This window comes from Pseudomonas sp. B2021, assembly GCF_018135665.1.
Taxonomy (GTDB): domain Bacteria; phylum Pseudomonadota; class Gammaproteobacteria; order Pseudomonadales; family Pseudomonadaceae; genus Aquipseudomonas; species Aquipseudomonas lactis.
The window spans coordinates 1,567,466-1,587,567 of record NZ_SMOF01000001.1 but is presented as its reverse complement, the minus strand read 5'-3'; the positions used below and the strand labels follow the sequence as shown (position 1 = coordinate 1,587,567).

Annotated in this window: 18 protein-coding genes; 9 read left to right on the top strand and 9 right to left on the bottom strand. The window is 61.0% G+C overall.

What is annotated here, in order from left to right:
* Positions 1 to 282: 282 nt before the first annotated feature.
* Complete coding sequence (gene tcdA / locus E1K68_RS07095; protein WP_212613908.1) at positions 283 to 1,098, bottom strand: tRNA cyclic N6-threonylcarbamoyladenosine(37) synthase TcdA; 816 nt, start codon at positions 1,096 to 1,098, stop codon at positions 283 to 285.
* A 211-nt stretch (positions 1,099 to 1,309) separates the two neighbouring features.
* On the opposite strand from tcdA, the gene E1K68_RS07090 reads away from it, so the two are divergent.
* From E1K68_RS07090 to E1K68_RS07075, 4 genes are all read left to right on the top strand, one after another.
* Complete coding sequence (locus tag E1K68_RS07090) at positions 1,310 to 3,901, top strand: glycosyltransferase (RefSeq protein ID WP_212613907.1); 2,592 nt, start codon at positions 1,310 to 1,312, stop codon at positions 3,899 to 3,901.
* Positions 3,902 to 4,157: 256 nt separating this feature from the next.
* Positions 4,158 to 5,309 (top strand): succinyl-diaminopimelate desuccinylase, encoded by a 1,152-nt coding sequence (gene dapE / locus E1K68_RS07085; RefSeq protein WP_003189136.1) that lies wholly within the window; start codon positions 4,158 to 4,160, stop codon positions 5,307 to 5,309.
* On the top strand, positions 5,309 to 6,118 hold the full coding sequence (locus E1K68_RS07080) for a putative RNA methyltransferase (protein ID WP_169912428.1): 810 nt from the start codon (positions 5,309 to 5,311) through the stop codon (positions 6,116 to 6,118). Before dapE ends, E1K68_RS07080 begins: the two co-directional genes overlap by 1 nt.
* A 54-nt stretch (positions 6,119 to 6,172) precedes the next feature.
* A complete protein-coding gene (locus E1K68_RS07075) occupies positions 6,173 to 6,550 on the top strand; it encodes a hypothetical protein (RefSeq protein WP_034134906.1) in 378 nt (125 codons plus the stop codon).
* Positions 6,551 to 6,687: 137 nt separating this feature from the next.
* Here the strand turns inward: E1K68_RS07075 and E1K68_RS07070 are convergent, their stop codons facing one another.
* The gene (locus E1K68_RS07070) at positions 6,688 to 6,897 is read right to left on the bottom strand and encodes a cold-shock protein (protein WP_003189131.1); all 210 of its coding nucleotides are present in this window, start codon (positions 6,895 to 6,897) and stop codon (positions 6,688 to 6,690) included.
* Between the two features lie 181 nt (positions 6,898 to 7,078).
* On the opposite strand from E1K68_RS07070, the gene plsB reads away from it, so the two are divergent.
* From plsB to E1K68_RS07055, 3 genes are read left to right on the top strand one after another with little or no spacing between them, the layout of a single operon-like run.
* Entirely contained in the window at positions 7,079 to 9,598 is a 2,520-nt protein-coding gene (plsB, locus tag E1K68_RS07065) for a glycerol-3-phosphate 1-O-acyltransferase PlsB (protein WP_003189128.1), read from the top strand.
* A 51-nt stretch (positions 9,599 to 9,649) separates the two neighbouring features.
* Positions 9,650 to 10,051, top strand: a complete 402-nt coding sequence (locus tag E1K68_RS07060; RefSeq protein WP_003189126.1) for a YbaY family lipoprotein — start codon at positions 9,650 to 9,652, stop codon at positions 10,049 to 10,051.
* Positions 10,052 to 10,078: 27 nt separating this feature from the next.
* Positions 10,079 to 10,768 carry a DUF4197 domain-containing protein gene (locus E1K68_RS07055; protein ID WP_212613906.1) on the top strand — a complete coding sequence of 230 codons (690 nt, stop codon included), beginning with the start codon at positions 10,079 to 10,081 and terminating at the stop codon, positions 10,766 to 10,768.
* An 81-nt stretch (positions 10,769 to 10,849) separates the two neighbouring features.
* Here the strand turns inward: E1K68_RS07055 and E1K68_RS07050 are convergent, their stop codons facing one another.
* The 3 genes from E1K68_RS07050 to E1K68_RS07040 form a co-directional block, all read right to left on the bottom strand.
* Complete coding sequence (locus E1K68_RS07050) at positions 10,850 to 11,089, bottom strand: hypothetical protein (protein WP_034134904.1); 240 nt, start codon at positions 11,087 to 11,089, stop codon at positions 10,850 to 10,852.
* A 142-nt stretch (positions 11,090 to 11,231) separates the two neighbouring features.
* Positions 11,232 to 14,297 carry an efflux RND transporter permease subunit gene (locus E1K68_RS07045; protein ID WP_169855399.1) on the bottom strand — a complete coding sequence of 1,022 codons (3,066 nt, stop codon included), beginning with the start codon at positions 14,295 to 14,297 and terminating at the stop codon, positions 11,232 to 11,234.
* Positions 14,298 to 14,302: 5 nt separating this feature from the next.
* Complete coding sequence (locus E1K68_RS07040; RefSeq protein WP_034134902.1) at positions 14,303 to 15,403, bottom strand: efflux RND transporter periplasmic adaptor subunit; 1,101 nt, start codon at positions 15,401 to 15,403, stop codon at positions 14,303 to 14,305.
* A 93-nt stretch (positions 15,404 to 15,496) separates the two neighbouring features.
* Here E1K68_RS07040 and E1K68_RS07035 point away from each other — a divergent pair, with 93 nt between their 5' ends.
* Positions 15,497 to 16,153, top strand: a complete 657-nt coding sequence (locus E1K68_RS07035) for a TetR/AcrR family transcriptional regulator (protein WP_169855398.1) — start codon at positions 15,497 to 15,499, stop codon at positions 16,151 to 16,153.
* Between the two features lie 569 nt (positions 16,154 to 16,722).
* Here E1K68_RS07035 and E1K68_RS07030 read toward each other — a convergent pair.
* On the bottom strand, positions 16,723 to 17,505 hold the full coding sequence (locus tag E1K68_RS07030; protein ID WP_044272264.1) for a class I SAM-dependent methyltransferase: 783 nt from the start codon (positions 17,503 to 17,505) through the stop codon (positions 16,723 to 16,725).
* A gap of 96 nt (positions 17,506 to 17,601) precedes the next feature.
* On the opposite strand from E1K68_RS07030, the gene E1K68_RS07025 reads away from it, so the two are divergent.
* On the top strand, positions 17,602 to 18,222 hold the full coding sequence (locus tag E1K68_RS07025) for a hypothetical protein (protein WP_003189113.1): 621 nt from the start codon (positions 17,602 to 17,604) through the stop codon (positions 18,220 to 18,222).
* Positions 18,223 to 18,225: 3 nt separating this feature from the next.
* Here the strand turns inward: E1K68_RS07025 and E1K68_RS07020 are convergent, their stop codons facing one another.
* From E1K68_RS07020 to E1K68_RS07010, 3 genes are read right to left on the bottom strand one after another with little or no spacing between them, the layout of a single operon-like run.
* A complete protein-coding gene (locus E1K68_RS07020) occupies positions 18,226 to 18,924 on the bottom strand; it encodes an extensin family protein (RefSeq protein ID WP_003189111.1) in 699 nt (232 codons plus the stop codon).
* Positions 18,925 to 18,934: 10 nt separating this feature from the next.
* Positions 18,935 to 19,795, bottom strand: a complete 861-nt coding sequence (locus E1K68_RS07015) for a DUF72 domain-containing protein (RefSeq protein WP_003189109.1) — start codon at positions 19,793 to 19,795, stop codon at positions 18,935 to 18,937.
* A complete protein-coding gene (locus E1K68_RS07010; protein ID WP_032893222.1) occupies positions 19,795 to 20,097 on the bottom strand; it encodes a hypothetical protein in 303 nt (100 codons plus the stop codon). The genes E1K68_RS07015 and E1K68_RS07010 overlap by 1 nt, the downstream gene beginning before the upstream one ends.
* Positions 20,098 to 20,102: the final 5 nt, after the last annotated feature.

Sequence of the window (20,102 nt, the reverse complement as noted above, 5' to 3'; positions counted from 1 at the left end):
AAAGTGACCCGCTGTCAGAGCGGAACCCTAAGTAGCCGTTACCGCAGCAATGGATATGTACACAATCCAACTGTGTTGACTGCCAAGGCGCCTTCGCGAGCAAGCCCGCTCCCACATTGAGATCGTGGGGTGTCAGGTAGATTGCCGTCGGCTGGCAGGGCTTCATCGCAGGCAAGCCAGCTCCCACATTTGGATCGAGGTGCGTCAGTGAGATCAGCGTCGGCTGTCAGGCCGTCACGGGAGCAAGCTCCCACAGTTTGAATCTCTGTCGGGTGGTGAGATCTAGGTGCGCTTGATGCGCTCTGAGGGACGGCGCACCCCCGCCACAATCTTATCCACCGCCTTGGTGGCCGCTACCATGCCGAACGTGGCCGTGACCATCATCACCGCGCCAAACCCTCCGGCGCAGTCCAGCTTCACGCCATCGCCGACAAAACTCTTCTGCAAACAGATGCTGCCATCAGGCTTGGGATAGCGCAGTTGCTCGGTGGAAAACACGCACGGCACGCTGTAATGGCGGGTCACAGTGCGCGAGAAGCCATAATCGCGGCGCAAGGTAGAGCGCACTTTCGAGGCCAGCGGGTCATTGAACGTGCGGTTCAGGTCGCACACCTGGATCAGCGTGGGGTCAATCTGCCCACCGGCACCGCCGGTGGTGATGATCTGGATCTTGCGGCGCTTGCACCAGGCAATCAGCGCCGCCTTGGCGTTGACCGCGTCGATGCAGTCGATCACACAGTCGATCGTCGGAGTGATGTACTCGGCCATGGTATCGCGGGTGACGAAGTCTGCCACCGCGTGCACGGTGCAATCGGGATTGATACCGCGCAGGCGTTCGGCCATCACTTCGACCTTGGGCTTGCCCACGGTGCTGTCCAGGGCATGCAATTGGCGGTTGCTGTTGCTGACGCAGACATCGTCCAGGTCAAACAGCGAAATCTCGCCCACCCCACAACGGGCAATCGCTTCCGCCGCCCAGGAACCTACGCCGCCGACGCCGACAATCGCCACATGGGCGGCTTTCAAGCGTTCCAGGCCCTCAAGGCCGTACAAGCGGGCGACGCCTGCAAACCGCGGATCTTCTGTACTCATCATCATTACCCCAAAAACCGGCGCGCATTATAGGGCTACGCCGCGACAAGTTCGACGCTTGCAGCTACAAGTAAAGAACTTAAGCGGACTTTCGCAGACTAACGTCCGGCTTTTCTCTGTCTGCTGTACGCTCAGGGAAGGGCCGGTGTAGGATGCGCGCCGTTCGGCGTAGGCCGACACCTCTTTCGTTCCGCACCCTTTGGAACCCGACATAACCATGGCATCGCGTAAATTTGGACTCAACCTGGTGGTGGTGCTGGCAATTGCCGCGCTGTTCACCGGTTTCTGGGCGCTGATCAACCGCCCGGTCACCGCTCCCAACTGGCCCGATCAGATCTCCGGTTTTTCCTACTCGCCGTTCCAGCAGGGCCAGTATCCGCAGAAAGACCAGTACCCTACCGACGAACAGATGCGTCAGGACCTTGCGATCATGAGCAAGCTGACGGACAACATCCGTACCTACTCGGTGGACGGCCCCCTGGGGGATATTCCCAAGCTGGCCGAAGAGTTCGGCCTGCGCGTGACCCTGGGGATCTGGATCAGCCCGGACTTGGAACGTAACGAGCGGGAGATCCAGCGCGCTATCGAGATCGCCAACACCTCGCGCAGTGTCGTACGCGTAGTGGTGGGTAACGAAGCGTTGTTTCGGGAAGAAATCACCCCTGAAGCCCTGATCGTGCTGCTCGACCGTGTGCGCGCCGCCGTGAAAGTGCCGGTGACCACCTCCGAGCAATGGCACATCTGGGAAAAGAACCCGCAACTGGCCAAGCACGTCGACCTGATCGCCGCGCACATCCTGCCGTTCTGGGAATACATCCCGATGGACAAGGCCGGCCAGTACGTCCTCGACCGCGCCAAGGATTTGAAGAAAGCCTTCCCGAAAAAGCCACTGCTGCTGTCGGAAGTGGGCTGGCCGAGTAATGGCCGTATGCGCGGTGGCAATGAATCATCGCCGGCAGACCAGGCCATTTACCTGCGTACGCTGGTGAACAAGCTCAACCGCCAGGGTTACAACTACTTCGTGATCGAAGCCTTCGACCAGCCGTGGAAGGTCAGCGACGAAGGCTCGGCGGGCGCGTATTGGGGCGTGTTCAACGCCGCGCGCCAGCAGAAATTCAACTTTGATGGCCCGGTGGTGGCGATTCCGCAATGGCGGGTACTGGCCATCGGTTCGGTGGTGCTTGCGCTGCTGTCCCTGACCCTGTTGATGATCGACGGCTCGGCCCTGCGCCAGCGTGGCCGTACCTTCCTGACCTTTATTGCGTTCCTTTGCGGGTCGGTGCTGGTGTGGATCGGCTACGACTATAGCCAGCAATACAGCACCTGGTTCAGCGTGACCGTTGGCGTGTTGCTCGCGCTCGGCGCCCTGGGTGTGTTTATCGTGTTGCTGACCGAAGCCCACGAACTGGCAGAAGCAGTGTGGACTCACAAGCGCCGGCGTGAATTCCTGCCCGTGGAAGGCGACTCGGACTACCGCCCGAAGGTGTCGATCCACGTGCCGTGCTACAACGAGCCACCGGAAATGGTCAAACAGACCCTCGACGCCCTGGCCGCCCTCGATTATCCGGACTACGAAGTCCTGATCATCGACAACAACACCAAGGACCCGGCGGTGTGGGAGCCGGTGCGCGATTACTGCGAAACCCTGGGCCCGCGCTTCAAGTTCTTCCACGTCGCGCCCCTGGCCGGTTTCAAGGGCGGCGCGCTGAACTACCTGATCCCGCACACCGCCAAGGATGCCGAAGTGATCGCGGTGATCGACTCGGACTACTGCGTATCGCCCAACTGGCTCAAGCACATGGTGCCGCACTTCGCCGACCCGAAAATCGCCGTGGTGCAGTCGCCCCAGGATTACCGCGACCAGAACGAAAGCACCTTCAAGAAGCTCTGCTACGCCGAATACAAGGGCTTCTTCCATATCGGTATGGTCACCCGTAACGACCGCGACGCGATCATCCAGCACGGCACCATGACCATGACCCGCCGCTCGGTGCTCGAAGAGCTGGGCTGGGCCGACTGGTGCATCTGTGAAGACGCCGAACTGGGCCTGCGTGTGTTCGAGAAAGGCTTGTCGGCGGCGTACTACCACGACAGCTACGGCAAGGGTTTGATGCCGGATACCTTTATCGACTTCAAGAAACAGCGTTTCCGCTGGGCCTATGGCGCGATCCAGATCATCAAGCGCCACACCGCCAGCCTGATACGTGGCAAGGACACCGAGCTGACCCGCGGTCAGCGCTACCACTTCCTCGCGGGCTGGTTGCCGTGGGTGGCCGATGGTATGAACATCTTCTTTACCGTCGGCGCCCTGTTGTGGTCTGCGGCGATGATCATCGTGCCGACTCGGGTCGACCCGCCATTGCTGATTTTCGCGATCCCGCCGTTGGCGTTGTTCGTGTTCAAGGTCGGCAAGATCATCTTCCTCTACCGTCGTGCGGTAGGCGTGAACTTGAAAGATGCGTTCTGCGCGGCCCTGGCCGGTTTGGCGTTGTCCCATACCATCGCCAAGGCGGTGCTGTATGGTTTCTTCACCACCAGCATTCCGTTCTTTCGCACGCCGAAAAACGCCGATAACCACGGCTTCTGGGTGGCCATTTCCGAAGCCCGCGAAGAAATGTTCATCATGCTGCTGCTGTGGGGCGCGGCGCTGGGGATCTACCTGGTGCAAGGCCTGCCGAGCAACGACATGCGCTTCTGGGTGGTGATGTTGCTGGTGCAGTCGCTGCCCTATGTGGCGGCGCTGATCATGGCGTTCTTATCGTCGCTGCCCAAACCTTCGGCGGCGCCCGAGCCCGCACCGGCGGCGTAAAAAGTGACGCAATGCACTAAACGGCGGCCCTTGGCCGCCGTTTTGCTATAAGATAACGGCCCTTTTGTGAGGCTTGGCCTGGCCCAATTCTATGTGGGAGCTGGCTTGCCTGCGATACAGACGCCGCGGTCTGACAGGCACACCGCAGCGATGCTATCGCAGGCAAGCCAGCCCCCACATTGGAGTTGCGTCGCTCCAGGCTCTGTATTTCCACATTCGTCCTGCGCCCCATCACACGCTTTCCGGAGTTCCCCCCATGACGGCCCATGCCGACCTTTCGCCGACCCTTCAACTTGCCATCGACCTGATCCGTCGCCCGTCGGTCACGCCGGTCGATGCCGATTGCCAGAAGCTGATGATGCAGCGCCTGGGCGACGCCGGTTTTGCGCTTGAACCGATGCGCATCTTCGACGTGGACAATTTCTGGGCCACCCATGGCAAGCATGAAGGTCCGGTGCTGTGCTTTGCCGGTCACACCGACGTGGTGCCGACCGGCCCGGTGCAGGCCTGGCAGAACGACCCGTTCGACGCGCTGATCGATGAAAACGGCATGCTCTGCGGCCGTGGCGCGGCCGACATGAAAGGCAGCCTGGCGGCGATGCTGGTGGCAGCGGAACGTTTCGTCACGGACTACCCGGACCACAAGGGTTCGGTCGCCTTCCTGATCACCAGCGACGAAGAAGGCCCGGCGCACCATGGCACCAAGGCCGTGATCGAACGCCTGGCCGCACGCAAGGAGCGCCTGGACTGGTGCATCGTCGGCGAGCCGTCGAGCACCAGCCTGGTGGGTGACGTGGTCAAGAACGGGCGCCGTGGCTCCCTCGGTGCCACCTTGACCGTGCGCGGTGTACAAGGCCACGTGGCTTACCCGCACCTGGCGAAGAACCCGATCCACCTGGCCGCACCGGCCCTGGCCGAACTCGCCGCCGAACATTGGGATGACGGCAACACCTTCTTTCCGCCGACCAGCTTCCAGATTTCCAACCTCAACTCGGGTACCGGCGCCACCAACGTGATCCCGGGTGACCTGACGGCGGTGTTCAACTTCCGTTTTTCCACCGAGTCCACCGTCGAGGGCCTGCAGCAACGGGTCGCGGCCATTCTCGACAAGCATGGCCTGGACTGGCATGTGGAGTGGGCGCTGTCGGGCCTGCCGTTCCTCACCGAGCCGGGCGCTCTGCTCGATGCGGTGTCGGCCAGCATTCTGGCGATCACCGGGCGTGAGACCAAGGCATCCACCAGCGGCGGCACCTCCGATGGGCGCTTCATTGCGACGCTGGGCACCCAGGTGGTCGAACTGGGGCCGGTCAACGCGACGATCCACCAGGTCAACGAACGCATCCTGGCCAGCGACCTCGATGTGCTGACCGAAATCTACTACCAGACCCTGATCAAGTTGCTCGCCTGATGCTTGCCTGCCCCATTTGCAGCGCACCGCTCAATACCTTGGACAATGGCGTGGCGTGCCCGGCCGGGCACCGCTTCGACCGCGCACGCCAGGGTTACCTGAACCTGTTGCCGGTGCAGCACAAGAACAGCCGCGACCCGGGCGACAACCTGGCCATGGTCGAAGCGCGCCGCGACTTCCTCAACGCTGGGCACTACGCCCCGGTGGCCAAGCGCCTGGCCGAACTGGCCGCCGAGCGTGCACCGCAGCGCTGGGTGGACATTGGCTGTGGCGAGGGTTACTACACCGCGCAAATCGCCCAGGCCCTGCCCAATGCCGATGGCTACGCGCTGGATATCTCCAAAGAGGCGGTCAAGCGCGCGTGCAAACGCAACCCGGCGCTGACCTGGTTGATCGCCAGCATGGCCCGCGTGCCATTGGCCGACGCCAGCTGCCAGTTCCTCGCCAGCGTGTTCAGCCCGTTGGACTGGCAAGAGGCCAAGCGCCTGCTCAGCCCCGGCGGCGGCTTGATGAAAGTCGGCCCCACCCGCGGCCACTTGATGGAACTGCGCGAGCGCCTGTACGACGAAGTGCGTGAATACACCGATGACAAACACCTGGCCCTGGTGCCGGATGGCATGCACCTGGCGCACAGTGAAACCCTGGAATTCACCCTGAGCCTGGCCGAACCCAAGGACCGCGCCAACCTGCTGGCGATGACGCCCCACGGCTGGCGGGCCAGTGCCGAGCGCCGCCACGAGGTGATCGAGGCGGCTGAGCCGCTGCAGGTCACGGTGTCGATGCGCTACGATTATTTCGTGCTTCAATGACCGATTTTTACCCATCCGCGAATGGATTTTCGAATCCCGCAACGAGGAACATCCATGCGCCAACCCGATATTGAGATTTACCTGAAGGACGCCGACGTCGATCACAAGGCCATCGCCGCCTGGCTGGGCGCCGCCCTGGGCCCGTGCACCGACTGGGTCCAGAAAGGCCAGACCTACAAGTGCAAGGCCGGCAGCGTGCCGGTGACCTGGCTGCCCAAGGCGGTGGGCAAATGGAACAGCCTGTACCTTGAAAGCGACCAGACCCCGTGGGACGACGACATCGCCTGCGCCCGCGCCGCGTTTGCCGCGCTGAATGTTGAAGTGCGCTGCGCGCCGGGCACCTGGGTTGAAGAAGAGGGTGAAGAAAGCGCTGATCGCTGGATTCGCATCAGCGCAGACGGTGAAGAAGAGATCACGTGGAAAACCGCCTGACAGCGGATTGCTAACCCAATCAATGTGGGAGCTGGCTTGCCTGCGATGCAGACACCTTGGTCTATCAGTCAGACCACAGTGATGCCTTCGCAGGCAAGCCAGCTCCCACAGTTGATTGGGTTAGCAAAACAAAGTGGTTACAGGCCCACCACATCCTCCGCCTGCAAGCCCTTCTCGCCGGTCACCACGGCGTACTCCACCTGCTGGCCCTCGGCCAACGAGCGGTGGCCTTCACCGCGAATGGCGCGGTAGTGCACAAACACATCCTTGCCATCTTCACGCTGGATAAAGCCGTAGCCCTTTGCATCGTTGAACCACTTCACATTGCCGGTTTCACGCGTTGTCATCTGTTCACTCCCACTGGTTTTTTTATTGTTGAGTCGCTCGCATTGAACTGCCGAGTATAAGACAGGCTCAAAAACCATCAACTCAACTTTACATCGCTGCTTTTTTGCCGATTTTCGGCGAATACGGCACACTACCCGCCCGAGCGCCTGCTCGGTTTTTTCCACTTGAAGCAGTTCGCCTATGACCCGCTCCCCGTTCCGCCGTCTGGTGTTTGGCACCTTGCGCCGACTGTTGTACCTCTGGGTTCGCTCAGAGACGATCAACCAGTCGTCCCTCACCCTTAACCTGGACCGCAGCCGGCCGGTTTTCTACGTCCTGCAATCACCTTCCCTCACCGAGTTGGCGGTGGTCGATGCCGAGTGCACCAAGGCTGGACTGCCGCGCCCGGTGCTGCCGGTATCGGTGGGGCCGTTGATGGAGCCCGCGGCGTTCTTCTACCTCACGCCAGACCCGGATTGGCTCGGCCGCCAAGACAAGCGCGGCGCGCCCCCAACTCTGACGCGCTTGGTCAACACCCTCACCGAACACGCCGAAGAGAATGCACAAATCATTCCGGTCAGCGTGTTCTGGGGCCAATCCCCCGAAAGCGAGTCCAGCCCGTGGAAGTTGTTATTCGCCGACAGCTGGGCGGTCACTGGGCGTCTACGCCGGCTGTTGAGCATCCTGATCCTGGGGCGCAAGACCCGCGTGCAATTCTCCGCGCCTATCAACCTGCGTGAATTGATCGAGCACAATAAAGGCCACGAACGTACCGTGCGCATGGCCCAGCGCATCCTGCGTGTGCACTTTCGTAACCTGAAGACGGCGGTGATCGGCCCCGACCTGTCCCACCGGCGTAATCTGGTCAAGGGCCTGGTCAACATGCCGCTGGTGCGCCAAGCCATTGCGGATGAAGCCGAACGCGAAAAGATCGCCCCGGAAAAAGCCAAGGCGCTGGCCCTGCGCTATGGCAACGAAATTGCCTCGGACTACACCTACACCGCGATCCGCTTCCTGGAAGTGGTATTGAGCTGGTTCTGGAACAAGATCTACGACGGCATCAAGGTCAATAACATCGAAGGCGTGCAACAGGTGGCCCAGGGCTACGAGGTGATCTACGTGCCTTGCCACCGCAGCCACATCGACTACCTGCTGCTGTCCTACCTGCTGTTCAAGAACGGCCTGACCCCGCCGCACATCGCCGCCGGCATCAACCTCAACATGCCGGTGATCGGCAGCCTGCTGCGCCGTGGCGGTGCGTTTTTCATGCGCCGCACTTTCAAGGGCAACCCGCTGTACACCTCGGTGTTCAACGAATACCTGCATACCCTGTTTACCAAGGGCTTCCCGGTGGAGTACTTCGTCGAAGGCGGCCGCTCGCGCACCGGGCGCATGCTGCAACCGAAAACCGGCATGCTGGCGATCACCCTACGCAGCTTCCTGCGCTCCTCGCGCATGCCCATCGTGTTCGTACCGGTGTATATCGGTTATGAGCGCGTGCTTGAAGGCCGCACTTACCTGGGCGAACTGCGTGGCGCGAGCAAAAAGAAAGAGTCGATCTTCGACATCTTCAAAGTGGTCGGCGCGCTCAAGCAACGCTTCGGCCAAGTGGCAGTCAACTTCGGCGAGCCGATCAAACTGGCAGAATTCCTCGACGCCGAACAACCGGACTGGCGCGCCCAGGAACTGGGGCCGAACTACAAACCGGCCTGGCTCAACGAGACCACCAATCGCCTCGGCGAACAGGTGGCGCGCCACTTGAACGAAGCCGCTGCGGTGAACCCGGTGAACCTGGTGGCGCTGGCGCTGCTATCTACCACCCGCCTGGCCCTGGATGAACAAGCCATGGCCCGCCAGTTGGACCTGTACCTGGCGCTGTTGCGCCGCGTGCCCTACTCGCCCCACACCACCCTGCCGGAAGGCGATGGCCTGGCGCTGATCAAGCACGTCAAGGACATGAACCTGTTGTCGGAGCAGAGCGATGCCCTGGGTAAAATCGTTTATCTGGATGAGCAGAATGCCGTCCTGATGACCTACTACCGCAACAACGTGCTGCACATCTTCGCCCTGCCAGCGTTGCTGGCGAGCTTCTTCCAGAGCAGTTCGCGCATGAGCCGCGAGCAGATCCTGCGCTACACCCACGCGCTTTACCCATACCTGCAATCGGAGCTGTTTATCCGCTGGTCGCTGGAAGACTTGGACAGCGTGGTCGACCAATGGCTGGACGCGTTCGTTGAACAAGGCCTGCTGCGCTTCGAAAACGCCGTGTACCTGCGCCCGGCGCCGAGTTCGCGGCACTTTGTGCTGCTGACGCTGCTGTCCAAGAGCATCGCCCAGACCCTGCAACGCTTCTACATGGCGATCTCGTTGCTGCTCAACAGCGGCCAGAACAGTATCAGCGCCGAAGAGCTGGAAGACCTGTGCACGATCATGGCCCAGCGCCTGTCGATCCTGCACGGCCTCAACGCTCCGGAATTCTTCGACAAGAGCCTTTTCCGACATTTCATCCAGACGTTGCTGGAGCAAGATGTGCTACGTCGCGATGAAGCTGGCAAGCTGGGCTATCACGACCTGCTCGGCGAACTGGCCGAAGGCGCGGCCAAACGCGTATTGCCCGCGGATATTCGCCTGTCGATCCGCCAGGTGGCCTTGCACCGCGTGGACGGCGCAACCGAGGCCGCGGCCGAACCGGTTGCCGTCAACCCTGAAGAAAACCGCTAGATTGAACGAGGCGCCGGGCGGATTCCGGCGCCGTTGAAAAGGAGCTGCACCGTGAAAAAACTCATCCTCCTGGGCCTGACCGCCCTGCTCGGAGCCTGCCACTCGATGGCCCCAACCCCGAAGGCCAGCCTGGACGGCGAAGTGTTCTACCTGCAACGCATCGCCCTGCCGCCGGCTGCCACCTTGAGTGTCAGCCTGCAGGACGTGTCCCTGATGGACGCCCCGGCCGTGACCCTCGCCGAACAGAAAGGCCCGGTCAAAGGCCAGGTGCCGCTGCCGTTTCACCTGAGCTATGACCCGGCCCAGGTCAAACCGGGCCACACCTATTCGGTCAGCGCTCGCATCGAGCTGGACGGCAAGCTACTGTTTATCACCACCGAGCGGCACACCGTGCAACTCAACGGCCAGGACCCACAACCGCTGCGCCTGCGGGTAGATGCGGCCGCACATTGATCATTCCCACGTCATAAGGAAGCGCCCATGCTCCGCAAATCTCTTCGCCTCACCGCCCTGTGTGCTGGCTTGCTGTTCGGCGCCAACGCCATGGCCCTGGATCTGGGCAGCCTGTCCCAGGGCGACGCCAGCGGCGGCCTCAAGGATGCCTTGACCCAAGGTGCACAGATTGCTGTGAAACAACTCGGGACGCCCGGTGGTTTCAGCAACAACCCGGACGTGAAGATCGGCCTGCCGGGCAAACTCGGCAAAGTCGCCGACAAGCTGAAAATGTTTGGTATGGGTGACCAGGTCACGCAACTGGAAACCAGCATGAACAAGGCCGCAGAAACCGCCGTGACCCAGGCCCAGCCAATTCTGGTCAACGCCGTGAAGAACATGAGCGTGACCGACGCCAAGGGCATTCTCAGTGGTGGCCAGGACTCCGCCACCCAGTACCTGAACAAAAGCAGCCGTGAAGAAATTCGCGCCAAGTTCCTGCCCATCGTCAAGGCAGCCACCGACAAGGTTGGCGTAGCCCAGCAGTACAACGCCCTGGCCGGCAAGGCCGCAGCTTTTGGCGCGCTGGATGCCAAGAGCGCCAACGTTGAGAACTACGTGACCGAACAAGCGCTGGATGGCTTGTTCAAGATGATTGCGCAGCAGGAAGAAACCATTCGCAAGAATCCGGCGGCGGCAGCCACCAGCTTGGCCAAGAAGGTGTTTGGGGCGCTTTAAACCCCCTTTACTGAACGTACGCTGCAAACACTCTGCGGATGCAGAGTGTTTGCAATGGCTGAATATCAAAAATCAGCTCATTCAACGGCCGATTTGAGTATTGGTATTGGCGTTGCTATTCGCGTTGGCGTTGGCGTTGTTAATCGTAATATTACTGGTCGGCTGGGGACGATCATATTGGAGCGATTTTAGCGCGTCGGAAAGCTCACGCCGACTGACGGAGTCATTATGGGAATGTTTGGCGCAAGCGCCGCCCATCTGACCGCCGCCCAGCATCATGCCGATCCCAGAGTAAAAGTTACCCAATGCTTGTAGGAGCATATCTATTTCGCCTCTATGAACGTTCTGGAAACGTTATCCAGGTGATAAAAACCACCGGATAACGTACCTGCGAACAGGTAACTCTCTGTGGTGAGCCTGAAAAAAAGGTTCCCATTGGGCCCACCAAAAAACAGTCACAGATTTACTCCACGTCCTTCCTGATCCTGAACCAAGCCGCGTACAACGCCGGCAAGAACAACAACGTCAACGCCGTTGCCACAATCAACCCGCCCATGATCGCTACGGCCATGGGGCCGAAGAACACACTGCGTGACAACGGAATCATCGCCAGTACTGCCGCTAGCGCCGTCAGCACAATCGGGCGAAAGCGTCGGACCGTGGCTTCGATAATTGCCTGCCAGGGTGCCAGGCCAGCCTTGATGTCTTGTTCGATCTGGTCCACCAGAATCACCGAGTTACGCATGATCATCCCCGACAGCGCGATGGTGCCGAGCATGGCGACGAAACCGAAGGGTTGGCGGAACACCAGCAGGAACAAGGTAACGCCGATCAGCCCCAAAGGCGCGGTGAGAAAGACCATCGCCGTGCGCGAGAAGCTGCGCAGTTGCAGCATCAGCAAGGTCAGCACTACCACGATAAACAGCGGCACGCCGGCCTTCACCGAGTTTTGCCCACGGGCAGAATCTTCCACCGTACCGCCCACTTCCAACAGGTAGCCGTCCGGCAGTTCGGCACGCACATCGGCAAGCGTCGGCAAGATCTGCTGCACGAGAGTCGCTGGCTGTTCCTTGCCATAGATATCAGCCCGCACGGTCACCGTCGGCAAGCGGTTGCGATGCCAGATAATCCCCTCTTCGAATCCATATTCAAGGGTGGCAATCTGCGACAGCGCCACGCTTTTACCATTGTCGGTGGGCACGGCAAGGCTCGGCAGACGCGACAGTTCACTGCGCTCATGCACGGTGCCGCGCAGGAGGATCTCGATCAATTCGTTGTCCTCACGGTACTGGCTGACGCTGGAACCGGTCAGGGAACTTTGCAAGAATTTCGACAGGTTGGCGGTGCTCACACCCAGGGCACGTGCACGGTCCTGGTCGATATTCAGGTACACGATTTTGCTCGGTTCTTCCCAGTCCAGGTGCACATTGACCACATGGGTGTTTTCGCGAACCTTGGCCGCCACTTTGCGCGCCAGCGCGCGCACCTCTTCGATGTGCTCGCCGGTTACGCGAAACTGCACCGGGTAGCCTACGGGCGGGCCGTTCTCCAGGCGCGTCACGCGCGAGCGCAGCTCGGGGAATTGCTCGTTGAGGGTTTCGATCAGCCAGGTGCGCAGGCTTTCACGCTCCTCGATGGTGTTAGCCAGCACCACGAACTGGGCGAAGCTGGCAGCGGGTAATTGCTGGTCCAGTGGCAGGTAGAACCGCGGCGAACCGGTGCCCGCATAGGCAACATAGTTGTTGATGCCGGCATGCTCCTTGAGCAACGCCTCCAGGCGCTTGACCTGCTCGGCGGTGTTGCTCAGGGAAGCGCCTTCGGCCAGTTTCAGGTCGACCATCAACTCCAGGCGACCGGAAGCCGGGAAGAACTGTTGCGGCACGAAGCGAAACAGCGCAACCGAGCCGATAAACAGCAGCAAGGTCAGCACAATCACTGTTTTACGCCGCCGCACGCACCACTCCACCAACCGTCTTACACGCTGGTAGAAGGGTGTGCCGTAAGGGTCCGGGCCGTCGGTGCCGTGTTTGGCGGCGTGAATCTTCGCCAGGTCGGGCAGGAGTTTTTCCCCCAGGTACGGCACAAACACCACGGCCGCCACCCAGGAGGCCAGCAGAGCGATGGTCACAACCTGGAAGATCGAGCGGGTGTATTCGCCGGTGCTCGATTGCGCGGTGGCAATCGGCAAGAAGCCCGCCGCCGTGATCAGGGTGCCGGTGAGCATGGGGAATGCGGTGCTGGTCCAGGCGAAACTCGCGGCTTTGAGGCGGTCGTAGCCCTGCTCCATTTTGATCGCCATCATTTCCACGGCGATGATCGCGTCATCCACCAGCAAGCCCAAAGCCAGGACCAAGGCGCCAAGGGAAATCTTGTGCAGGCCGATGCCCAGGTAATACATGGTGGCAAAGGTCATCGCCAGTACCAGCGGGATCGCCAGGGCGACGACCATGCCAGTACGCACGCCGAGGGAGAAAAAGCTCACCAGCAAAACAATCGCCAACGCTTCAGCCAGCACCTGGACGAATTCACCGACGCTGGTCTTTACCGCTGCCGGCTGATCCGACACTTTGCGCAGTTCCATACCGGCAGGAAGGTTCTTTTGCAGGCGTGCGAATTCAGCCTCAAGTGCCTTGCCCAGTACGAGGATGTCGCCACCGTCGCGCATGGCCACGGCCAAGCCGATGGCATCGGCGCCCATGTAACGCATGCGCGGTGCTGGTGGGTCGTTGAAGCCTCGGTGAATGTCAGCGACGTCACCGATGCGAAAGGTGCGATCACCCACGCGGATCGGAAAGTTGCGGATCTCCTCCACCGTCTTGAAGTTGCCTGAAACGCGCAGCTGCACGCGCTCGGTGGGGGTTTCAAAGAAGCCGGCGGTGGACACCGCATTTTGTTCCTGCAAGGCCTGCTGTACCGCGGCCAAAGGCAAGCCGAGGGTGGCGAGCTTGAGGTTCGACAGCTCGATCCAGATCTTCTCATCCTGCAAGCCGAGCAGCTCGACCTTGCCTACATCCGGCACCCGTTGCAGCTGGATCTGGATACGGTCGGCGTAGTCCTTGAGCACCGCATAGTCAAAGCCGTCGCCAGTCAGGGCGTAGATATTGCCGAAGGTGGTGCCGAACTCGTCGTTGAAAAACGGCCCCTGGATATCCGGCGGCAAGGTGTGGCGAATGTCGCTGATTTTCTTGCGCACCTGGTACCACAGCTCGGGAATCTGCGCCGAACGCATCGAATCCCGGGCAATAAAGGTGACCTGGGATTCACCGGGCCGCGAGAACGACACGATGCGCTCGTACTCACCGGTCTCCATGAGTTTTTTCTCGATGCGTTCGGTGACCTGGCGCGAAACCTCCTGGGCCGTGGCCCCGGGCCAGTTGGTCTTGATCACCATGGCTTTGAAGGTAAACGGCGGGTCTTCGCTTTGCCCCAGCTTGGTGTAGGACAAGGTGCCAACCACGGCCAGCAGGATCATCAGGAACAGTACGATCTGGCGATTACGCAACGCCCATTCGGAAAGATTGAAACCCATGGGGACTACTCCTTGGCCGCCAGATTCACTACACGGTTGGAGCGATCCACCGGACGCACTGACTGGCCCTCATGGAGCACATGCACGCCTGCGGCCACCACCCAATCGGTGGCGGCCAAGCCTTCGAGTACCGGCACGGTGTTTTCGCCAAACGCACCAATGCGTACAGGGGTGCGTTCAAGGGTGTTGTCCGGTTTTACACGCCAAACGTAGGACGCACCGTTCTCGGCACTCAGGGCAGACAGCGGTACCGATAGGGGAATGACACCGTCGGCCTGGATGAACACCCGTGCGCTTTGGCCCAGTTCGGCGGGCACTTTGCCGCCGGTGAAGGCTACGCGCGCGGCGAAGGTGCGGGATTTGGGGTCGGCGGCAGGAGAGAGTTCACGAATGCGCCCGGCGAAGCGTTGCTCTGGCTGGCTCCACAACTCCACCGACACCGGCTGGCCGATCTTGAAGCGGCCAAAGCCCTGCTCGGGCAGGCTGATCAACACTTCGCGCTCGCCATCGGTGGCCAGGGTGAACACCGTCTGGCCAGCGGAGACCACTTGCCCCACCTCTACGGCACGCTTGGCGACCACACCGTCCTGAGGCGCGCGCAACACGGCGTAGCCGGCCTGATTGCTCGACACATCGAACTCGGCCTTGATCTGCTTCAGGCGTGCTTCACCGGCTCGGTAGAGGTTTTCGGAATTGTCGTACTGCGACCGACTGACCATCTGACGGTCCATCAAGGTCTTGTAGCGATCCCGCTCCGCACGTACCAGGCTCAGATTGGCCTCGGCGGCGGCCACTTGGGCACGGGTGGCTTCCAATTGTAGACGCACGTCCTGGGGGTCGAGTTCGGCCAGCGGCTGGTTGGCCTTGACCCGCTCGCCCTCCTCCACCAGGCGCTTGCTGACTTTGCCGCCGATGCGAAAGGCCAGGTCCGGCTCATACCGGGCACGCACCTCACCTGGGTAGCTGTCCATCGCCTGCGCCGAAGGCTGCGGTTGCACCACCATGGCCGGGCGCACGGTGGTCTGAGCCGCGTCTTCATGGCCGCAAGCGGCCAACAGGAAGATCAGGCTGACAGGCAAAGCAAGGGGCAGGAAAGCGCTGCGCATGCTGAAGGACCTTTCGCAAATAGAGCTTGGAATAATTATACTGGCCGGTATGTTATTAATACCAAACTCACCAGTCCAGTATTAAAGGTGAAAATGTCCGACAATCCTCTGAACACCGCAAGCCCCGGGCGTCCCAAGGACATGGCAAAACGCCAGGCAATCCTCGAATCGGCAAAATCGCTGTTCCTGGACAAGGGCTATGCAAACACCAGCATGGACGCCGTTGCCCTGGCGGCCGGCGTATCGAAACTCACGGTCTACAGCCACTTCACCGACAAAGAGACGTTGTTCACCGCTGCGGTGGTGGCCAAATGCGAAGAGCAATTGCCGGTGATGTACTTCGAGCTGCCCGTAGGCATGCCCGTCGAGACGGTGCTGCTTAACATCGCCCGCGGCTTTCATCGACTGATCAACAGCGAAGAGTCGGTAAACCTGCATCGCCTGATGATGACCACCGGTAATCAGGACGTGAAACTCTCCCAGATCTTCTTCAACGCCGGCCCCATGCGCATGCTGCAAGGCATGGAGCGCTTGCTCGGCAAGATTGACCAGAGCGGCGCCTTGAGCATCGACACACCGTTCAAGGCCGCGGAGCACTTCTTTTGCTTGCTCAAGGGCACGGCGAACTTTCGGTTGTTGTACGGGTGTGGAGGGCAATTGAGTGCGCAAGAGGCCGAGGAGCATGTGCAGGACGTGGTGAAGTTGTTTATGCGGGCCTATCGCAGCCAGGGTCCAGAAACACCTAAGTAAGTTGCACCAACCGACAGTAACCACGATGCGAAGCGAGTCGCTCTTGATCTGCTTTTGATCTTAGGCGCCCCGTTAAACCACGCTGGCCGAACGCAGGCTTGAATTCGTGGGTAACCCGGCAGGACGCCGGGTTAGCCGCCCCGCGCCAGGGATGGCGCGTGGCGGCGGCCCACGGATTCAAGCCTGCGTTCGGGCACACCGAGCCCAAGCGAGGTGCCGAGTGGTGGGGCAAGAGCGTTTTGCTCACTTTTGCGCTCTTTTCAAAAGTGAGCCGCCGTCAGGGCGGAACCCTAAGTGGCCGTTACCGCAGGAATGGATATGTACACGATCCAACGGTGTTGACTGCCAGGCCGCCTTCGCGAGCAAGCCCGCTCCCACAGTTTGGATAGGGGGGTGTCAGGTAGATAGGTGTCGGCTAGCTGGCCGTCATCGCAGGCAAGCCAGCTCCCACATTTGGATTGCGGGGTGTCAGGGAGATAGTTGTCGGCTGTCAGGCAGCCATCGGGGGCAAGCCCCCTCCCACATTTGGAGCTCGCCGCATCAGCAAGATGAGCGCTGTTGCTTGCCGCTTAAGCCTTGAGCGCCTTCTTGGGATAAATATCGTAGCGGCTGGACTTGCCATCCAACGCATGGCTCGGCTTCGGCCCCTCAATACAGGGCGCCTTGCGCGGCCGCTTGACCACCACACGATGGCTGGCTAGCGCCAGAGCCGCCGCGAGCAACGCCGGTGCATCCGGATCATCACCCACCAACGGCCGAAACAGGCGCATTTCCTTCTTCACCAACGCAGTTTTCTCACGATGCGGAAACATCGGGTCCAGGTAGATCACCTGGGGCGGCTCCCCCTGCCAATTGAGCATCACGTCGATGGAGTTGCCCTTGAGCAACTTCATGCGCGCCACAATCGGCGCCACCTCAAAATCCTCGGCAGCGCGGGCCAAGCCATCTTCGAGCAAGGCGCCGATCAACGGCTGGCGCTCGATCAGGCTCATCTCACACCCGAGGCTGGCCAGCACGAACGCGTCCTTGCCCAAGCCCGCCGTAGCGTCCAGCACCCGCGGGCGCACGCCCTGGGCGATGCCCACCGCCTTGGCGATCATCTGCCCGCTGCCGCCGCCATACAACCGCCGATGCGCCGCGCCGCCTTCGACAAAGTCGACCCGCACCGGCCCTGGCGCATCAGGCCCAAGCTGTTGCAACTGCAAGCCGTGCTCCCCCACTTGCAGGGAAAAATCCGCATCGGCCACCTGCAGAGGCAACCCCAGCAGCGAAGCCCAGTGTTCGGCGCGGGCCTGGAAACTGTCAGCCAAGGCTTGGACCTGGATGCGGCTGGCCGCTGGTTGTTCGTTCATCAATCGCCACGCTCAAAAATATTAAGGATCGGCAAACAACGGCCGATAAAAATCACAGTCAGGTATTTTGCCAGAGCTGAGCGTCGACCGAGAAAAATGTCAGACATTCTTCCCCTTTCCATCGGTGTACTGCCGACCCACAACCACTATGGCCTGCGCAATACCCAAGCGCTGGCTGGGGTGAGTCATGTGTGGCAGGACTTCTTCGCCCGAGCGTTGGCCGAGCAGCTGGGTGAAACGCCAGACGCGCTCGCCGCCAAGGCGCCTGCCCCGGCAGACCCGGCGGTAGAACCCCGCGAAGGCGCCGACCTGCTGGCGCAGATCCTCACCCAGCGTGAGTGCGATGTGAAAGACGCCGAGATCGTGCCACCTGAGCCACTGTTCCTGCCGATTGCCGAGTTCGAAACCGAACTGCTGCCACCGGCCGCGACGCCGTTCCCGGAAGAAGAAATAGTCGCCCAGCAACGCCAACAAGCGTTTGAGAGCGAGTGGGTGCGCCCCGTTGTGCTGAACGCCGGCCAACCGCTACCCGAGCCAGGCCCGGCGCCACAACCACGCCCCCTGCACCTGCCAATTGCCGAATTCGAGCTGGACCTGCTGCCACCGGCCGCCACGCCGTACCCTGAAGAAGAATTGCTGGCGCAGCAAAAGGCCTTGGATTTCGATTACTACTGGGCGCGCCCGCTAGTGACCCACAACTTGCGCCTGGCCGCCTGAACCTTAGCGACACACCCACCAACGCCCCATGTCCAGATGGAAATGGTTGCGATGGGCGGCGTTGTAGTCCGGGCTCAACACCACGTTGAAATCATCACAGGCGCCATCGCGTACCAAGCGCAGGAAACGCGCGCCGTCGCCCTGCCCTGGCCAATCCTTGAGCACGCTGATGCTGCGCCCATCCGCCAGGCGAAAACCGGCGATATCCAGGGCATTGGCCGAGGCGTGCTGGCTGAGCCTCCCGTCGGCGCGATTGTAGATATTACGGCAGGCAAAACTGCCCAAATGCTCGACTCGGCTCACCGCTTGGCCAAACACGGCCTGGGCCGCCGGTTGCAGGCTGTGGCGCTCGAACAACGCGAACGCCACCGCCAGCGGGCAACTGGCGAGAAAGCTGCTGCTCAAAGCCACGTCAGCGCCCTGCACACGCAGGACATTGCGCAAGGGGCACGCCGCATCGGCCGATGTATCAGCCTGGCGACTCACGCGCAAACCGGAGGTGTTCAGTACCTGGTCACACAACGCCGGATCATCCTGTAAACGACTGAGCTTGTAGCGCGTCAACAGGTTGGGGCTCGCTCGCACATCCAAAGGCGCCCAGGGGTTCCACTCAGACGGCATCGGCACCCAACCGCGCCAGACAGCCAGCGCAAAGGCGCCCACCAGCACCAGCAACACACTCAACGCCTTGACCACACCCACGGCTAAATCCTCAAAGTAGCCCGAGCTGCTCCGCCACGGGTTCTCGATGCAAGGTGGGCAGCGGCGGTAAACCTGGCAGGCGCACCATCAGCTTGGCGTGGAAGCGTAGCGCCAGCTGTGCCGCCAGACGGTTGTCCGACGTGTGCAGGAACATATAGGGCGTGCGGCCTTCTTCGATCCAACTGGCGATCTTTTCCACCCATGGAATCAGGAACGGGTCATTGGCCTCAAGGTCCGGATGCCCGATGAAGCGCACCTGGGGAAACTGCGTCAGTGCCGCTGGGCGCGGTGGCACCCGGGGCTTTTTGGACTGGGCATGCAGCACTGCTTCCGAGGTGGAAGTGCAACTGAACAGGGCACGTGGATCGAGGCAGATGCGCTCGACACCGCGATCGCGCAACAGGCGGTTGAGCATGCGCTCAGCATCACCCTTGGCGAAGAACTGTTCATGACGCACCTCCACGGCCAGCGGTCGATCGATGCCATCGAGAAATCCAGCCAGCTCCGCCAGGCGTGGCGGCGTAAAGCCCTTTGAGAGTTGCAACCACAGCGGTGAAACGCGCTCACCCAACGGGCTCATCAAGCCGACAAAGCTTTCTGCCGCCGGCAATTGTTCACGCAAATCGCCAGCATGGCTGATATCGCCGGGGAATTTGGCGGTGAAGCGAAAGTCGTCAGGCATGATTTCGGCCCAGCGCTGCACAGTGGCGGCCGAGGGGCGAGCGTAAAAAGTGGTATTGCCTTCAACGGCGTTGAAGACCTGGGAATAGAGCCCGAGGTAATCGTTGGAGCGTGCATCAACCGGATACAGGTACTCGCGCCAGGCGTTTTCACTCCAAGACGGGCAGCCGATGTAATAAGGCAAACGCATCAGATATGGATATCGAGACCCAGCACTTCCATATCCCATTCGACAAAGCCGGCGGTGGTCAGGTAGCTGGCCAAGGCGGTGGCAACGCTTTTGCTCATGGAACGGGGAAAGACCATGTCTTGCTGACGGGCAGGAACGCCGCTGATACGTGCACTCGCGGCGCCTTGCGCTTTGGAAGGCGTATCGGTGTGTACTTCGATGAAGTCCGGTGAATCCTCGACGGATTCGTCTACCGTCACGCTCGCCTTGCGCGGCTTACGCTTGAGGGGGTACGACTGTGAGGAAAAACCGTCTATACGCATACATG

Excerpts from the sequence above, each read along its gene's own strand:
- tcdA (WP_212613908.1), bottom strand. The coding sequence starts at position 1,098 with ATGATGATGAGTACAGAAGATCCGCGGTTTGCAGGCGTCGCCCGCTTG.
- E1K68_RS07090 (WP_212613907.1), top strand. The coding sequence starts at position 1,310 with ATGGCATCGCGTAAATTTGGACTCAACCTGGTGGTGGTGCTGGCAATT.
- dapE (WP_003189136.1), top strand. The coding sequence starts at position 4,158 with ATGACGGCCCATGCCGACCTTTCGCCGACCCTTCAACTTGCCATCGAC.
- E1K68_RS07080 (WP_169912428.1), top strand. The coding sequence starts at position 5,309 with ATGCTTGCCTGCCCCATTTGCAGCGCACCGCTCAATACCTTGGACAAT.
- E1K68_RS07075 (WP_034134906.1), top strand. The coding sequence starts at position 6,173 with ATGCGCCAACCCGATATTGAGATTTACCTGAAGGACGCCGACGTCGAT.
- E1K68_RS07070 (WP_003189131.1), bottom strand. The coding sequence starts at position 6,897 with ATGACAACGCGTGAAACCGGCAATGTGAAGTGGTTCAACGATGCAAAG.
- plsB (WP_003189128.1), top strand. The coding sequence starts at position 7,079 with ATGACCCGCTCCCCGTTCCGCCGTCTGGTGTTTGGCACCTTGCGCCGA.
- E1K68_RS07055 (WP_212613906.1), top strand. The coding sequence starts at position 10,079 with ATGCTCCGCAAATCTCTTCGCCTCACCGCCCTGTGTGCTGGCTTGCTG.
- E1K68_RS07050 (WP_034134904.1), bottom strand. The coding sequence starts at position 11,089 with ATGCTCCTACAAGCATTGGGTAACTTTTACTCTGGGATCGGCATGATG.
- E1K68_RS07045 (WP_169855399.1), bottom strand. The coding sequence starts at position 14,297 with ATGGGTTTCAATCTTTCCGAATGGGCGTTGCGTAATCGCCAGATCGTA.
- E1K68_RS07040 (WP_034134902.1), bottom strand. The coding sequence starts at position 15,403 with ATGCGCAGCGCTTTCCTGCCCCTTGCTTTGCCTGTCAGCCTGATCTTC.
- E1K68_RS07035 (WP_169855398.1), top strand. The coding sequence starts at position 15,497 with ATGTCCGACAATCCTCTGAACACCGCAAGCCCCGGGCGTCCCAAGGAC.
- E1K68_RS07030 (WP_044272264.1), bottom strand. The coding sequence starts at position 17,505 with ATGAACGAACAACCAGCGGCCAGCCGCATCCAGGTCCAAGCCTTGGCT.
- E1K68_RS07025 (WP_003189113.1), top strand. The coding sequence starts at position 17,602 with ATGTCAGACATTCTTCCCCTTTCCATCGGTGTACTGCCGACCCACAAC.
- E1K68_RS07015 (WP_003189109.1), bottom strand. The coding sequence starts at position 19,795 with ATGCGTTTGCCTTATTACATCGGCTGCCCGTCTTGGAGTGAAAACGCC.
- E1K68_RS07010 (WP_032893222.1), bottom strand. The coding sequence starts at position 20,097 with ATGCGTATAGACGGTTTTTCCTCACAGTCGTACCCCCTCAAGCGTAAG.